Origin of the sequence: Alienimonas chondri, from assembly GCF_013036045.1 — a bacterium.
GTDB lineage: Bacteria > Planctomycetota > Planctomycetia > Planctomycetales > Planctomycetaceae > Alienimonas > Alienimonas chondri.
The window spans coordinates 1-15,294 of record NZ_WTPX01000056.1 but is presented as its reverse complement, the minus strand read 5'-3'; the positions used below and the strand labels follow the sequence as shown (position 1 = coordinate 15,294).

15 protein-coding genes and 1 tRNA gene are annotated in these 15,294 nt (G+C 67.8%); 6 read left to right on the top strand and 10 right to left on the bottom strand.

Annotated elements, in window-relative coordinates; translation table 11 throughout:
* The first annotated feature begins 30 nt into the window (after positions 1-30).
* Together lpxA and LzC2_RS10215 are read left to right on the top strand one after the other, a co-directional pair.
* On the top strand, positions 31-948 hold the full coding sequence (gene lpxA / locus LzC2_RS10220; RefSeq protein ID WP_171186513.1) for an acyl-ACP--UDP-N-acetylglucosamine O-acyltransferase: 918 nt from the start codon (positions 31-33) through the stop codon (positions 946-948).
* A gap of 62 nt (positions 949-1,010) precedes the next feature.
* Positions 1,011-2,051 (top strand): Gfo/Idh/MocA family oxidoreductase, encoded by a 1,041-nt coding sequence (locus tag LzC2_RS10215; RefSeq protein ID WP_171186511.1) that lies wholly within the window; start codon positions 1,011-1,013, stop codon positions 2,049-2,051.
* 17 nt (positions 2,052-2,068) lie between these two features.
* Here LzC2_RS10215 and bcp read toward each other — a convergent pair whose 3' ends face one another.
* Positions 2,069-2,581 (bottom strand): thioredoxin-dependent thiol peroxidase, encoded by a 513-nt coding sequence (bcp, locus tag LzC2_RS10210; protein ID WP_171186509.1) that lies wholly within the window; start codon positions 2,579-2,581, stop codon positions 2,069-2,071.
* Positions 2,582-2,681: 100 nt separating this feature from the next.
* On the opposite strand from bcp, the gene LzC2_RS10205 reads away from it, so the two are divergent.
* The gene (locus LzC2_RS10205) at positions 2,682-3,290 is read left to right on the top strand and encodes a signal peptidase II (protein ID WP_206678652.1); all 609 of its coding nucleotides are present in this window, start codon (positions 2,682-2,684) and stop codon (positions 3,288-3,290) included.
* Here the strand turns inward: LzC2_RS10205 and LzC2_RS10200 are convergent.
* The 3 genes from LzC2_RS10200 to LzC2_RS10190 all read right to left on the bottom strand — a co-directional run bounded on the left by LzC2_RS10200 (position 3,260) and on the right by LzC2_RS10190 (position 4,290).
* Positions 3,260-3,568: a hypothetical protein gene (locus LzC2_RS10200; protein ID WP_171186505.1), complete on the bottom strand. Its 309-nt coding sequence runs from the start codon at positions 3,566-3,568 to the stop codon at positions 3,260-3,262. The genes LzC2_RS10205 and LzC2_RS10200 overlap by 31 nt on opposite strands.
* A gap of 75 nt (positions 3,569-3,643) precedes the next feature.
* Positions 3,644-3,718, bottom strand: a tRNA-Glu gene (locus LzC2_RS10195).
* A 218-nt stretch (positions 3,719-3,936) separates the two neighbouring features.
* On the bottom strand, positions 3,937-4,290 hold the full coding sequence (locus tag LzC2_RS10190; protein WP_171186503.1) for an HU family DNA-binding protein: 354 nt from the start codon (positions 4,288-4,290) through the stop codon (positions 3,937-3,939).
* Between the two features lie 280 nt (positions 4,291-4,570).
* Between LzC2_RS10190 and LzC2_RS10185 the strand changes: the two genes are divergently transcribed.
* Positions 4,571-5,080: an FHA domain-containing protein gene (locus LzC2_RS10185; protein ID WP_171186501.1), complete on the top strand. Its 510-nt coding sequence runs from the start codon at positions 4,571-4,573 to the stop codon at positions 5,078-5,080.
* A 32-nt stretch (positions 5,081-5,112) separates the two neighbouring features.
* On the opposite strand, the gene LzC2_RS10180 is transcribed toward LzC2_RS10185, so the two are convergent.
* The 5 genes from LzC2_RS10180 to LzC2_RS10160 all read right to left on the bottom strand — a co-directional run bounded on the left by LzC2_RS10180 (position 5,113) and on the right by LzC2_RS10160 (position 11,913).
* Positions 5,113-6,342 (bottom strand): amidohydrolase family protein, encoded by a 1,230-nt coding sequence (locus tag LzC2_RS10180; RefSeq protein ID WP_171186499.1) that lies wholly within the window; start codon positions 6,340-6,342, stop codon positions 5,113-5,115.
* Positions 6,339-8,735, bottom strand: a complete 2,397-nt coding sequence (locus LzC2_RS10175) for an ABC transporter permease subunit/CPBP intramembrane protease (protein ID WP_171186497.1) — start codon at positions 8,733-8,735, stop codon at positions 6,339-6,341. The genes LzC2_RS10180 and LzC2_RS10175 overlap by 4 nt, the downstream gene beginning before the upstream one ends.
* A gap of 26 nt (positions 8,736-8,761) precedes the next feature.
* A complete protein-coding gene (locus tag LzC2_RS10170) occupies positions 8,762-9,556 on the bottom strand; it encodes an ATP-binding cassette domain-containing protein (protein WP_171186495.1) in 795 nt (264 codons plus the stop codon).
* 168 nt (positions 9,557-9,724) lie between these two features.
* Positions 9,725-10,960 (bottom strand): cyclic dehypoxanthinyl futalosine synthase, encoded by a 1,236-nt coding sequence (gene mqnC / locus LzC2_RS10165; RefSeq protein ID WP_171186493.1) that lies wholly within the window; start codon positions 10,958-10,960, stop codon positions 9,725-9,727.
* On the bottom strand, positions 10,957-11,913 hold the full coding sequence (locus tag LzC2_RS10160) for a menaquinone biosynthetic enzyme MqnA/MqnD family protein (RefSeq protein ID WP_171186491.1): 957 nt from the start codon (positions 11,911-11,913) through the stop codon (positions 10,957-10,959). Before LzC2_RS10160 ends, mqnC begins: the two co-directional genes overlap by 4 nt.
* Positions 11,914-12,034: 121 nt before the next feature.
* Here LzC2_RS10160 and LzC2_RS10155 point away from each other — a divergent pair, with 121 nt between their 5' ends.
* Together LzC2_RS10155 and LzC2_RS10150 are read left to right on the top strand one after the other, a co-directional pair.
* Entirely contained in the window at positions 12,035-13,267 is a 1,233-nt protein-coding gene (locus tag LzC2_RS10155) for a homoserine dehydrogenase (protein ID WP_315854619.1), read from the top strand.
* A gap of 135 nt (positions 13,268-13,402) precedes the next feature.
* Complete coding sequence (locus LzC2_RS10150) at positions 13,403-13,807, top strand: heavy-metal-associated domain-containing protein (protein ID WP_171186486.1); 405 nt, start codon at positions 13,403-13,405, stop codon at positions 13,805-13,807.
* An 87-nt stretch (positions 13,808-13,894) separates the two neighbouring features.
* Here LzC2_RS10150 and LzC2_RS10145 read toward each other — a convergent pair whose 3' ends face one another.
* Entirely contained in the window at positions 13,895-15,169 is a 1,275-nt protein-coding gene (locus LzC2_RS10145) for a phenylacetate--CoA ligase family protein (RefSeq protein ID WP_171186483.1), read from the bottom strand.
* Positions 15,170-15,294 lie beyond the last annotated feature (125 nt).

The following is a 15,294-nucleotide window of genomic DNA, read 5'->3' as shown; positions in this document are numbered from 1 at the left end:
GGCCGTCACGTGAACTCCCCGTCGGAATCCATGCCTAAGCCGGCCCTTTTTGACGCCAGCGAACTGCGAGCCACCCGGCCCGCCCCGCGCTCCGCGTCGGTCACCATCCACCACTTCTCGGACGTGCACCCCCAAGCGGTGCTCGGAGCCGGCACGACCGTCGGCCCGTTCTGCAAGATCGGGCCGGACGTGGTTCTGGGGCAGAACAACACGCTCGACAGCCACGTCGTGCTCGACGGCCCCTGCAACATCGGCTCGGGCAACCGCTTCTGGCCCGGCAGCGTGATCGGCGGGGAGCCGCAGGACAAAAGCTGGAACAACGCCGACACCGGCACGATCATCGGCGACGACAATCAGTTCCGCGAAGGCGTCACCGTCCACCGCGGCGCCGAGAAGGAAGACGGGATCACCCGGATCGGGAGTCGTTGTCTCCTGATGAGCAACGCTCACGTCGCCCACAACTGCATCGTCGGCGACGATTGCATGCTGGTGAACGGATCCCTGCTGGGGGGCCACGTTCACCTGCACGACGGGGCGATCATCTCCGGCAACTCGGCGGTCCATCACTTCGCCACGGTGGGGACGCTCGGCTTCGTCTCCGGTAGCGGAAAACTCGTTCGTGATCTTCCGCCGTACATGATGTCGGCCGGCAGCGACAGCCCGCGGGTTCGCACGGTCAACCTCATCGGTATGCGGCGGGCCGGACTCTCCGAGTCCGAGATCCGTGGAGTGAAGCTCGCTCACAAGCTGCTGTTCCGCCAGATGAAGCCGATCGCGGAGATTCGGGCGGAACTCGAAGCGAAGTTCGACGGCGTCGCGCCTCCGGCGATCGAAAAGCTGCTCAGCTTCGTCGAGACCCAGAGCGGCGGCCGGAACGGTCGCGGTCGCGACGGCAAGCCGATCCCCTACGAGCCGGCCGTGGTCAACCCGATTCGTCGGGCCGCCTGAACGTCCGGCCTGACGTTCGCCGCAGAAGTCACCCTGCCACCCACTGAAGAAGCGAGACAAGGATGTCCACGCTGAACGTCGCTGTCGCCGGGGTCGGTGCCCTGGGACGTCATCACGCTCGCATTCTCGCCGGTCTGGACGGCGTGAACCTCGTCGCCGTCGCCGACCGCGATACGGCCGCGGCGGAGAAGATCGCCGCCGATCAAGGCTGCCGGGCGGTGGCGGACATCCGCGACGTGCTGGACGAGATCGACGCCGTGAGCGTCGCCACGCCGACGTTCACTCATGCCGATGTGGCCGGCGCCTGCCTCGCCGCGGGTAAGCACGTGCTGGTGGAGAAGCCGCTTTCCTCCGACGTTCGTGAGGCGGAGCAGATCGCCTTGAAGGCGAAAACCGCCGGGGTGACGCTCGCCGTCGGTCACATCGAGCGGTTCAACCCCGCCTACGAAGAGGTCGCCGCCCGCTGTTCCCGGCCGCGGTACGCACGGTTCGAGCGCGTCAGCCCGTTCGCCTTCCGCAGCGTCGACGTCGGGGCCGTGCACGACTTGATGATTCACGACCTGGAACTCGCCCGGCACCTCTTCGACGGGGCGGAGGTCGTCTCCGTTCAGGCGCTCGGCACGAAGATCCTGACGGACCGCGAAGACGCCGCGACCGCCCGGCTCACGTTCGAGTGCGGCGGCGTCGCCGACCTGACGGCGAACCGCGTCAACCCGACCGCCGCCCGCACCGTGCAGGCGTTCGGGGCCGACGGCGTCGTCTCCGCGGACCTCACCACCCGCCGCGTGCTGCACTACACCGCGACGCCCGCGCTGACGCATGGTCCGCCGGTGCTGTCCGCGTTGGACGATCCGACCGCCGACCGCGCCGGGTTGCGGGACAGCGTGTTCGGGCGGTGGATCAAAACGGAAGAGATCCCGGTGAGCGGTCGGGACGCCCTCACCGCGGAACTCTCTGACTGGACGAGTTGCTGCCGAACCGGCAGCGCCCCTCGCGTCGACGGAGCCGCGGCGGTGGCCGCCCTCGAACTGGCGGAGTGGGTTCTCGAGGAAATTGCCGCCAGCGAGAAGCGGGCCGCCGCCCCGGTGCGGCAAGCGGCGTGACAGGCGCTGAATTTCGTCTACGACTTCGGTAACGCTTCGATCGCGGTCAGCACGGCGTCGACGTGGCCATTCACCTTGACCTTGGGCCACGCTGACGCGACGGTTCCTCCTTGGGCGATCAGGAAGGTCGAACGCTGGACGCCCATGTATTTGCGGCCGTACATCGACTTCTCGACCCAAACGCCGTACGCCTCCGACAAGGCGTGATCTTCGTCGCTCAACAACCGGAACGGCAGCGATTGCTTGTCAATAAATTTCTGATGCGACTTGGGCGGATCGGGGCTGACGCCCAGCACCGTGACTCCGGCAGCGGTCATCTCGTCGGTGCGATCGCGAAAATCGCAGGCCTCGGTCGTGCAGCCGGGCGTGGCGTCCTTGGGATAGAAGTACAGGACCAAGGGCCCGTCCGCCCAAACTTCGGAGAGCGTAAGCGTTTCGTCCCCCGGCGTAACGACGCAGGAGCCGTCGGGCGCGGCGTCGCCGGCGGTCGGGGGGGCGGGGGAATCAGCGGCGGGGGCGTTCTCGGACATGTCCTCATCTTGCCCGAATGACCGCGGCGGTCCTAGGATGCGCTCCGGCCGGAGCTTTCGCCGTGCCGCCTTCAAGACGGACGTCCCAGACCCGCTGATGATGCGACACGTCCCGGCGTCCCGCCCCATTCTGTTCGGCTTGACGGCCGTCCTGTGCTGCGGGGTCGACCTGTACACCAAGCAACAGGTGTTCGACACCCTCGGCTACGAGGGGATCAGCAGCGATTGGCAGAAAGAGTGGTTCGACGGCGCCGTCCGTTTCAAATTGCTGACCAGCTTTAACAGCGGCGCCCTCTGGGGCATCGGACAGGGAAAAAGCTGGCTGTTCGCCATCCTGAGCATCGGCGCCGCATTGGGCGTGATGTGGTGGCTCTTCGTCGCCGGGGCGGCGCGCAGCCTATGGCTGACCCTGGCCTTGGCGCTGGTGACCGGCGGAGCGCTGGGCAACCTGTACGACCGCCTCGGACTGCACGGCTGCACCGGGCCGGACGGCGAAGTGCTCTTGGCCGTCCGAGACTTCCTGCTGTTCGAGTTCGGCGGCTGGGGCTGGCCTGTCTTCAACTTCGCGGACGTGTTCCTTGTCACCGGGGCGATGATGCTGGCGCTGCAATCGCTCGCCCCGCCCCGCGAAGCGGAAGACCCTGCCCTGCAGGAATCGAACGCCGACGGCGCGTCCGCTCAGCCCGCGGACGCTCCCGCCGGCGGCTGAAAGCCCATCGTGCGGTATCGCTCGAGTTCTCCCGGGTCGTCCAGTTTCAGACTGCTGATCGCGTCGTAGCTGATGAAGACTTTGCGGGCGCCGGTGGTGTCCGGTCGGTCTCGCTGGAGCAGCAACAGACCGCCGGACACGGCGAAGTCGACGAACCGGACCGGTTCGTTCAGCTCCGTGACGACGGCCCCGGACTTGCCGAGGTCCGCCGGCCAGTGTGCGAACAGGTGTCGCCAGTAATCGCCGCGGGTGGGTTTGGGCGGCGGAGTCTGCGACATCGCTGGGGGGCGGGGCGAATGAAAAACGACCCGCACCGTTGCCGGCGCGGGTCGTTTGGAACAGTCCGTGGACGATGACCCCAAGGGGATTTGAACCCCTGTTGCCGGGATGAAAACCCGGTGTCCTGGACCTGACTAGACGATGGGGCCGTGTGGAACGCTCGCGGGGCGGGCGTTCCGGGACGAGAGGATAGTGATCCTCTGCGACCGGTCAAGGCGGTTGCGTCGTTACCGGCAAAAGTCGGCGAGACGCGCGGGCGCCTTCAAGTTTGAGATGGACACGGCCGCCTCGAACGCGGTTCGGTTCGAGACGGCGGAACTCTTCGGATCCATCGGGACGACGACGAGGTTCGCTTGACCTCGAAGGTTCAAACGAGGTCCTTGAGGCCCTTCAGGGGACGGATCTTGACGATGTTCCGGGCCGGCTTGGCCTTCACGGTCATCATCTCGCCCGGCTTGAACGGGTTCTTCTTGGTGGTCTCCGGGGTCGCTTCCTTCCGCTGAACGACGACCTTCATCAGGCCGGGGACGTTGAACGAGCCGGGGCCCTTCTTCCCGAGTTCCTGACCGAGCAGACCCTCAAGTTCGGTGAAGAAGCTCTGCACCTCGGTCTTCTGGAGGCCGGTCCGCTCCGCCATGGCGGAGAGCACTTCAGCCTTGGTCAGCGGCTTCGCGGCAGCCGCCTTCTTGGCGGGCGTCTTCTTGGGGGCTTTCTTGGCCATCGATCGGTCTTTCACGAGCGGTCCGGCGACGCCGGAGACGCATCAGCTGGTGTGAGAGAAGCGCCGCCCGATTGGGCCACGCCGGGGATTCCCACGCAGTGAACTGCCGCGAACCGCTAAGGTCAAGCGGGAAAGCCTACAAAACAGGGGGTCCGGTCCGATTTGCCCCGTGAGGAGACTGTAAATACAGTGTTTCCCGCAGGGTCGAGACGCGCCGTAGCCCCTCGCCCCTGCCTCCACAGAGTTTTTAACCTCCCTCCACCTTACTGGTAAGGCTCTGATGGCGGACCTACTCGTCGACTCCGGCAAGCATCGCGGCCGGCGTTTGAAGTTGAACCTCGGACAAACGCTGATCGGTCGCGAACAGAGTTGCGCGATCCGACTCGCCACCGCCGACGTCAGCCGCAAGCATTGCCGGCTGACGGTCGCGGACGGCGGAGGGCGGGAGATCGTGACGGCTGAGGATCTGAACAGCCGAAACGGCACCTACATTAACGGTCGAGCGATCAAGGCCGTCACCGTGCTGCACGCCGGCGACACGCTGCGCGTCGGTCCGATTCAGTTCCTGTTGCCCGACCCGGACGCCGCCAGCGAAAGCGAAGTCATCACCTGGCTCGTGCCGCCGCCGGCCGCCGGGACGGTTGCCGACGACGAACCCACGCAAGTCGTCGGCGGGGCGCCCGCCGACGGCGCCGAAGCAGACGGGCAGGCGGAACCTGAGCCGGAGGATCCGCCCGTCCTTCAGGCAGCGCAGATCATCCGCGAGCGGCACGCGGCTCAATCCTCCTGAAGAGAGGGTGCCGAGTCGCGAACGCGGCGCGATCAGAGCGCGCGGCGCCCGTTCCGCCAGACGCCTGTGATCTTGGTCCCCTGCGAAAGCACGTCCCCGGCCGGATCGCCCGTTTCCGTCCCTGTTCGGACGGCACAGAAGTCTGCCCGGGCGCCGGGGGCGAGGCGGCCGCAGCCGACTCCCAAGGCGTCGGCTCCCGCCGACGTGCCCAGCCGGAGCAGCTCGTCTGCTCCCACCTGCGGAAATCGCGAACGCAGGAACTGAAGTTCGCCCAGCACGGAGAGATCCGGGTTCGAACCGCGACCGTCGGTCCCGATGGCGACCCGCACCCCCGCGTCCCGCAATGCGAGCCAGGGATGAGGCGGATGGCCGAAGTGGGCGTGCGTTCGCGGGCAATAGATCACGCTGAGGCGCTCGCGGCCGGGGGCGGCCAGCCAGCGAAGATCATCCCGCGTGAGTCGGTTTCCGTGGACGATCAGTCCCTGTGCGGCCGCGGCGAGCGGTTCGAGGAAGTCCCGTCGCAGGCGATCCGCCCCGAAATCGCCCCGCGTCGCTCCCAGTCGAGACATCGCATCGGCCAGCGGTCCGGCGCCGTGGGTCATCAACTCCAACTCGTCCGCCGACTCCAGCAGGTGAATCGCCCACGGTGCGGCGGTAGCGGCCGGATCGGCGGCCAACAGCGCCGGGAGCGCCGGGTGGACCGAATAGGGCGCATGCGGGCTGAGGCCGCGGATGAGGCCGCGAGGATCGTCCGCGGCATCGAGAAAACAGCGGGCGGCGGCGAGACCGGCCGGCGGATCGTGCGGCTGGATCAGTTCTCCGAAGGCGACGAGCGCAGGCCGCTGCCCCGGAGGGAGAAGCCGCCCCGCGTCCCAGCCCGCGGTCGCGATCTCGCCGACCGTCGTCACCCCGGCGGCGAGGCTCTCCGTCAGCCCGCGGTTCACACGGTCCATCACGTCGCCGGGCCGTTGACGCCGGGCCGCCACGGTCGCCGCGATCCAGTCGGCGAACGTGCCGTCGGCGGGGATAGGCGTCTCGAAGTCGCTGAACTCCAAGTGGGCGTGGCAGTTCACGAACCCCGGCAGCAGCATGACGTTTCCCAGATCGACAGCGCCGGCACGGGCGTCGGCACGATCGTGAACCGCCGAGACTTCGCCGTCGGGACTCAATTCGACCGTCCCGCCGTGGATGGGCGGCCCGTCCATCGGCAGCGCCCACCGCGCGGTGAGGGCGGGAGGGACTTCGGCAGACGGGTGAATCACGTCCCGAGCGAGGCCGGTGAAGTCAGCGGGGCGGCTCGACGCACGACGGATTCGGCCGCCGAGGAAGCCTCGGACGGTTCGTCTCTGCGATAGTTCGCCAACCAGACCAGCAGCCCGGTCGTTCCCGCGGCGCAGAGGGCGAGTACGACGGGACGATAGCCGTCCTCATCGAACAGGAGGTGAAGCCAAGCGTCGCCCACCGGCCCAAGATCGCCCTGCTCCGCCCGGCCGAGCAACGCTTGCTGGCCGTTGAAGATCACATGGAACAGCACACAGGGCCACAGGCTGCGCCCCTTCCACGCGAGCGTGCCGAGGATCAACCCGGCGAGCGTCGCCGCGAACACCTGCTGCGGCACGAGGTGCACGACGCCGAAGGCGACGGAGCTCAAGCCGATCGCCAGCCACGGTCGGCCGGCACGCGAGAATCCGCTGAGGAGGAAGCCGCGGAAGGCAATCTCTTCGCACAGCGCCGGGGCGATTGCCGCGGCCAGCAGCGCCAGCGGAATTGGAACGGACGCCATTGATTGTTTGAACGCCGCCATTCCCTCGGGCAGCTCGGGGAAGAACCGGCCGGTCAGCCAGAGGACCGCGACGCTCATGATCGGTTGCAGAGAGATCGCCAGCGCCACAGCGAACGCCATCGACTTCCAGTCCGGCCATCGGAAACGGAACGTCCGGCGGACGTTCGTCGTCAGCAGCACTCCAATCGCCAACACGGGGAACGCGACGGTGACGAGCTGCTGGATCACGACCAATCGAAACGCCGTCTCGCCCTCGGCGCCCGGCGCCGCAGCCCGCAGCGCCTGTTGCATCGGCCCCATCATGGCGAACTGCAACAGCAGGATCGTGACGAAGGCGAACGCCGCTTCGCTGAAGGTCGGCGTCGCCTCTTTCTCCCGCAGCAAGTGCTTCATCCAGCCTTTCAGACTGAATCGCTCGGCTTCGCGGAACAGGACGTCCTCCCGTTTGAACTGCTCCACCGCCCACCACAACGCCATCCCCGCATAGCCGATGCTGGAGAGCAACACGACCGGCACGTAAGGCAACGCGCCCCCCGCCCCGCCGCTGGCCAGCAGCGATTTGAGCAGCAGCGACACGTTGACGACCGGCAGCACGGCGTACAGCGGCGTGAGTTCGACCAGCGGACTCAAGCAGAACACCGTCAGCCCGACGGACACCATCAGGATCGGGTAGAGGTAGTACTGCCCCTCCTTGTTGGACTTCGCGAACGTGGCCAACGCCAGGCAGAGCGCCGAGTAGAACGCCGCCAGCGGCACCATCAGCGCCGCGACCCAGGCCAGCGAGCCCAGCCCCGGCGGAGCCAATCCCCCGAGGTGCGCCGCCGGCCCCGACCCCGCCAACGAAGCGACGTAGCCGCCCGTAATCCCGGCGCTGAACAAGTTCAATCCGGCCGTACACAAACTGAACGTCAGCACCGCGAGGAACTTCCCGCACACGATCTCCCCGCGGCTCGCCGGGCAGATCAGCAGCGTCTCCATCGTGCCCCGTTCCTTCTCGCCCGCGGCCATGTCGACGGCGGGATAGAACGCGCCGCTGATCGTCATCAGCACCACGAGAGCCGGGAACAGTTTGCTCCAGATGCCCGCGGCCCGCTCCGACGGCAGACTGAGCGACAACCCCCGCGGCGCCACCGGCGCCGGCAGATCGGCCGGTAGCCCCGCCGCTGCGAGTCGGTCTCTCAGCACCGCTCGCTCCCACGTTTGCAGCACGCCGGCGACGCGCTGATAGGCGAGCCGGCTCTTCTCGTCCGCGTCCTGATGCAGCACCAACGGACGGGGCACCTCGCCGGTGTCCTCGAACGGCACGGTCCCGCGTTCGTTGAGTCGCTGGCTGAACGCGGCGATCTGTTCGTCGAGCGTCGGCGGGACGAGCATCAGCACTTGAATCCCGCTTTCGGCGAACCGCGTCGCTCGGCGGGCCTTCGCAGCCCGGAGTCGGCTTTGGAGCGCCGCGAGATCGCGCTCATCCCCCGTGGCTCGGGCGGCGTCCAGCACGGCGGAGACTTCTTCCACCCTCTCATGAGCGGCCCGCACCTCGGTTGCGGCGTCCAATAGCGTCGCCCCATCAATCGATGCGTCGGCCTCGGAGGCGGCGGTGACCACCCGCAACTTGCTGGCGGCGGCGGGATCGTCGAACCACTCCTCCGCAAAGCGTTCCCCCGCGATCAGGTCCGGCCCCGGCAAATCTTCGGCGCCCAGCACGACCACCGTCTGCGGCGTCTCCCGAAACAACACCGTCATCTGCACCATCCCCAGTCCCAAGGCCGGATAGAGCAGCACCGGCAGCACGGCCACCATGAACAGCGTGCGCTTGTCGCGCAGCTGGTCCTTCACCTCCCGGAGGAACAGCAGTCGGGTGTTGCGCCAGGTCATCGACCGGTGGGTTCAGGAAGTTCGGGTCAGGCGGCGAGCGGGGCGAAATCGCTCTCGGAGCGATTCTCAGAACCGGCGACGCGGGCTTCGTCCTGTTCGATCAGCTTGAAGAACAACTCTTCGGTGTCCGGTTCGTCGTGACGGGCGGCGAGTTCCGGCAGCGGTCCCTGATCGAGGATGCGGCCGCGATGGATGATCGCCACGCGATCGCACAGCTTTTCCACCTCCCGCATGATGTGGGTGGAGAAGATGATGCACTTCCCGGCATCCCGCAGATCGGCCACCGTTTGCAGCACGGCGCGGGCGACGAGCACGTCCAGCCCCGCGGTCGGTTCGTCGAAGATCAGCACCGGCGGATCGTGCACCAGCGCCCGGGCGATCGACACCTTCTGCCGCTGGCCGGTGCTCATCGTGGAACAGAGCGAATCGCGGAAGTCCGTCATTCGCAGCGTCTCAAACACGGACTCCATCCGCTCGCGCAGCGATCGCCCTTCCAAGCCGTACAGGCGGCCGAAATGCTCGACCAGTTCCCACGCCGTCATGCGGTCGTAGAGGCCGGTGTTGTTGGACAGAAACCCGATCGACCGCCGCACCTCGGCCGGATCTTGAAGCACGTCGTAGCCGGCGACGGTCGCTGAACCGCCGGTCGGCTTGAGCACCGTGGACAGGATGCGGAGACAGGTCGTCTTTCCCGCCCCGTTCGGACCGAGCAGGCCGAAGATCTCGCCGGGGCGCGCCTCGAAGCTAACGGCGTCCAACGCGGTCACGGGACCACGCTGGAGGTCGACGAAGCTCTTGGAGAGGGCGCGGATCTGGATCATACGGCCGGGGGCCGAAGCGTTTGACGGGGGAGAGTCGTGCCGACCCTACCTCGCATCCCGCGACCCGGTCGGGACCGCGGCGTTCTCGCCGATCGATGCCGGCGCTTCGCGGGCGGAGGAGCCGGGCAATCGCTCCGTCCCCCCGCCTCCGGCGACGATATGAGTATCCTAGCTGAGCACCGGCAGCATCTCGCTTCCCGGTTCGGCAGTCGCCTTCGCGGGGGCTTTCAGGGTGCTGCGTCCCTCGGGCCAGCCCTCCTGCCATTCGTCGATCAGTTCGTAACGGACGTTCCGTTGGCGGGGAATGTAGCCGCGTTCGCGGATCGCGCGCTTCATCTGCTCGAGCGTCAGATGGTGCACGGTGCCGGCCTCGGCGACGACGTTCTCTTCGATCATGAGGGATCCCATGTCGTCGGCTCCGAACCACAGCGCCATCCCGCCGGTTTTTTCGCCCTGCGTCACCCAGCTCGATTGGATGTGGGGGATGTTGTCCAGGTACAGCCGAGCGACGGCCTGCGTTTTGAGGTACTCGAACGCCCCGGCCGGGGGAACGTGCGACAGATCCGTGTGATCCGGCTGGAACGTCCAGCAGATGAACGCCGTGAAGCCGTTGGTCTCGTCCTGCAACTCCCGCAGGCGGCGGAGGTGCTCGACCCGCTCCGCAAGCGTCTCCACGTGGCCGAACATCATCGTCGCCGAGCCGACGCCGCCCAACTCGTGCCACACCCGGCAGACGTTCAGCCAGTCGTCGGTCATCACCTTCCCGCGGGTTAGTTCGTTGCGAACCCGGTCGACGAGGATCTCCGCCCCGCCGCCCGGCAGCGAGCCCAGCCCCGCGGCCTGCAACCGCTTCAGCACGGTCCGCAGCGGAAGCTTGTTCACCTTGGTGAAGTGGTGAATCTCCGGCGGGCTGAACCCGTGAACGTTGACCTGCGGAAAAGCGGATTTAATGTCCCGCAACATCTCCTCATACCACTCCAGCTTGAACTTCGGGTGCAGTCCGCCTTGCAGCAGAATCTGCTCCCCGCCGAGGGCGACGGTCTCCTCGATCTTCTCCAACAGCTTCGCCCGGGGGAGGACGTAAACCTCGTCGCTCTTGGGATTCCGATAGAACGCGCAGAAGTGACAGACCGCCGTGCAGGCGTTCGTGTAGTTGATGTTCCGATCGATGTTGAACGTGCGGAACGGTCCCGGATTGAGCCGCTGCGAGATCGTATCCGCGGCGGCGCCGAGCGCCGTGAGGTCCGGCGATCGCAGCAACGTTAGGGCGTCGGCGTCGTTCAATCGTTCGCCGGCGAGCACGCTCGCCAGAATGTCCGCCGTCGACCGCTGATTATGGACGGGCTTGTCGAGGTGGGGAGCGGCCGCGGCGGGAGGCTCAGCGACGTTCTGGGCGTTCTTCATCGGGTCACTTGCAGGAGGTCGGGCGCGAATGCGCGGGCCGGTTGCTGCGGAGGAGCAGGTCGATTGTCGGGCGAGCGGACTCGGGCGGGAGCGTACGACGGGCGCGTCCCCCGCGGCAGCAGTTCGTTCCGTTCGCAGAGCTCGCAGAACAGTTCAAGCCCCGCTCTCTCCGCGGGGCCGAGTGTGAAGTGGAGGTTCCGCCGGAGATAGTCCGCGGCATCGTCCGGCGTCAGCCCCAGCGGGCGCCCGGCGGACGCCGCGATGCGGTCGAGGTCGGCGACGCCTTCGTCCCGACTGCGCGAGAAGCGGTCCGCAAGTTCCGCGGCGGTCCGTGGATCGAGATCCGGCCGCGACGCCCACACGGCGAACACGAACGGCAGGCCGGTCCAAGCGTTCCAGGTCTCCCCCAGATCCCACACGGCGGCGAAGGGTCGGCGGGTGCGATCATCCACCGGATCGACCATCGCCCGATCACCGATCAGCAGAATCGCGTCGGCGTCTGTTTGCGCAACGGTGTCCGCGGCCGCGTGGGGCGCCGGGACCGGGCCGACCGGCAGCGACTGCAGCGCGGGGCGAATCCCGAATCGCTCCGCAAGCAACAACCGGGCTAGGGCGGCGCTGGTGCGAGAGCCTTCATCCAGAGCCAGCGAGCGCACGTCAGCGGGCGGGACGCGGAAATACAATTTGACGCTGCGGACCGGTCCCCGGGCAGCGACGCAGGCATCGGACAGAATCGACGCCCCAGGCGTGCCCAGCGCCGCGACGCTCGGCACCAGCGCCGCGTCGTAGGCGCCGGCTCGCAGTCCTTCCGCGAGCCTGCTGGGGTGGTCCAGCGTGAGCCGGCCGCGTTCGGCGAGGTCCGCCCGCAACCCCTCGATCAACGGGCGACTGTTCAGGTAGATCACGCCGCCCACCCGCGGGCCCGGCGTCGGGTCGTCGGCGGGTGAGGTCATCGCAAACCGAGGTGCGGGGCGGCCGGTCGGGACCGGGGCGGACTTGTGGAAGCGGGGAACGTAGGGGAGAAACCGCCCGGCCGCCCACGGTGCCCACGCCGAACCGGGCGCCGCCGAACGCATTCTGAATCACCCGGACACGTTGACCGCCGGTCGACCGTTGGTTCTTCGGCACGCGGTGGTCCGCGACCTGTCGAAGAACCGCGGCTTGAACCTGCCCGACGGCGTGCTTCACGACGACATGCGGCGGGCCATTGACGACCCGGACGTGCAGATCGGAGTGGAACTGATCGGCGGCGTTCCGGCGGCGTTCGAGTTGTGCTCCGACCTGCTGCGAGCCGGCAAGCACGTCGTCACGGCGAACAAAGCCCTCATCTGCGAACGCGGCCCGGAGCTCTTCGCCCTCGCGGCCGAGTGCGGCCGCACGATTCGATTTGAAGCGGGAGTGGCCGGCGGCGTGCCGATCGTCGCGGGGCTGACCGAATCGCTCGCCGCGAATCGGATCACCGGGCTGCGGGCGATCCTGAACGGGACCAGCAACTTCCTGCTCTCCCGCATGGCGGACACCGGCGCCGGCTACGCGGAGGCGCTTGCCGAAGCCCAGGAACGCGGCTATGCCGAAGCCGATCCCTCGATGGACGTCGACGGCACCGACGCGGCGCAAAAGCTGGTGATCCTCGCCCGGCTCGCCTTCGGGGCGGAGATCGCTTTTCAGGACGTTTCGCTGGGCGGCATCGACGGTCTCGACGCCGAAGACCTGCAATTCGCGAAGGAATTGGGCTGTGCGGTGAAGCTGCTGGCGGTCGCGAATCGGACGAAGCGGGGGTTGGAACTGTCCGTCCGGCCGACGCTCGTGCGGCAAACGGACGCGGTCGGCGGGATCGGCGGACCGATGAACGTCGTCGCGGTACGCGGCGACCTGGTGGGCGAGGCGTGGTTCGCGGGCCCCGGCGCCGGGCGTGAGCCGACGGCTTCCGCGGTGCTTGCCGATCTGTTGGCCGTCGCCGCCGATCGCCCGCCGTTTCATGCTGCGACGCCGGCCGAGCCGATTCGTCCGGTGCCGGTCGACGACCTCGTCAGCCGGTTCTACCTGCGATTCCGCGTGACCGACCGACCGCACGTATTCGCTGATCTGGCAGACATTTTGGGATCCTCCGGCATCAGTCTCGCCAGCATCATCCAGCACGCGGAGCCGCTTGCCGAGGAGAACGAGGACGACGCGGATCCGCCGGTCGTGTCGGTGGTGGTGATGACGCATCGCACCGCGGCGGGCCGCCTGCGGGCCGCCGCCGAGCGGTGGGAGAAGCTGGAGAGCCTGCGGGGCGAGCCGGTCGTGATGTTGGTCGCCGACTGAACCGGGCGCCGTTTCCCCGATGCGGCGGAGGCTTCCGTGTGCATCCCGGTCGCCGGCGATATAATCGAGTCCCACTCCCGGTTGGGTCGTCGCCCGACCGATTTCCCGCCTCGATCGCATTCGAACCGCCCCGCCATGAAGCGTCTGATCCCGTTCGCCGCCCTGCTCTGCCTGCCGCTCGCCCTCGTCGGCTGTGCTCCGGAAACGGACGCCGTCGATACCGTCGATCCGGTGGCTCCGGCCGGTAGCGACCCGACCGCGGTCGAGAGCGGCAGCAGCGCGGCGCTGGACTCCGCGACCACCGCCACGCTGGCCTCCTACGAAGGCCCCGTCACGTTCAGCGTGCCGGACATGAACTGCCCGATCTCCTGCGGCCCCGAAGTGCAGCGGACCCTCGCCGCTCTGGAAGGCGTCTCCGACGTGCAAACCGACGTCGAGACCCGCACCGTGAAATTCAACGCCGCCAAGGGCTTCGACGTCGAGTCCGCCAAGAAGGCGCTCGCCGCCAAGAACTTCCCCGTCGACAACGTGATGATCTAAGGTCGTTCCGGCTTCCGCCGACCGATCACCAAACGCCCGCCGGTCTCGCGACCGGCGGGCGTTTTGCTGTGCGGGGTCCGGTGAGACTTACGCCCGCACCCAGCGGCGTCCCTTCATCTCGAAGCGGGGCAGTTCGTTTGGCGCTGCGGGGACGATCTCAGCGGTGAAGTTCAAACGTTCTTTCACCGCTTTGTGCACGGTCGGCAGCAACGTGGCGGGGGCGACGCCCTCGGCGGGTTCGATCTGGATGCGAAGGTGCGGCATCGCCCGGGCGGTCGTCACGGTGACGCGGTATTCGACGACGCCCTCGATCGTCCGCAGCACCGCGTCCACCGCGGAGGGGAACACGTTGTTGCCGCGGATCGTGACCATGTCGTCCAAACGGCTCAGGATGCCGCCCTCGAGCCGGGTGTACGGCAGACCGATCGGCGAGGGCTCCGCGGAGAGCCGCACGAGATCGCCCGTGCGGTACCGGATCAGCGGGGAGGCGAGCCGACCGAGGTTCGTCACGACCAGTTCGCCGGCCTCGCCGGTAGCGACCGGGGAGTGCGTCTCCGGGTCGAGGACTTCGGCGATGAACTCCCGATCGAGCACGTAGATCGCGTCTCGGTCCTCCTCCGCCACCGCGGTCACGGAGCCGAGTTCCGTCATCCCCCATTGGTCGAAGACGGTGGCGCCCCACGTTTTCTCGATGCGGTCGCGCACCTCCGGGATCGCCCCGCCGGGCTCGCCGGCGACGAACAGCTTGCGGACGCTACTGCCGGCGAGATCGAAACCGACCGCCTCGGCAACCTCTGCCAACCGCAATGCGTAGGTCGGCGTGCAGCCGACGACGGTGGGCGCGACCATCGAGATCAGCCGCAAGCGGCCCTCGCTACTCATTCCGCCGCCGGCGATCGTGAACCGGCCCGCGCGGGCGGCGCCGTCGAAGGCGGCCCAGAAGCCGATGAACGGTCCGAAACTGAACGGGAAGAACAGCCGATCTTCCTCCGTCACGCCGGCGAGTCGGTAGATCTCGTCCCAGCAGCGGCCGAACCAAGCCCAACTGTCGGCATCGTCCAGCCAGCGGAGCGGCTCGCCGGTGGTGCCGCTCGTTTGGTGGATGCGGTTGTAGGCGCTGGCCGGTCTGGTCAGCACGGTTCCGAACGGCGCGTTCGCCGCCTGGTCGTCGACCAGTTCCTGCTTCGTGCACAGCGGCAACCGGGAGAGGTCGGCCGCGGCACGAACGCCGTCGAGATCCACTCCCGCGAACTTCGCCGACCAGAACGGGCTGCGGGGAACCGATTCCGTCAGCAGGGTCCGTAGCTTCGCAGCCTGCTCCTGTTCGATCTCATCACGGGTCGGGAAAGCGTCGGTCGGCATGGGCGAGGTCGGAATCCGGCGGAAGCGAAGCCGATTCTGTCCGGCTCCGGTCCGTCAGGCGAACCCGAAGCTTGTGCGGGCGCGAACGGGACGGCTCAAGCCGGACCCCCCGCCCCGACGATCCC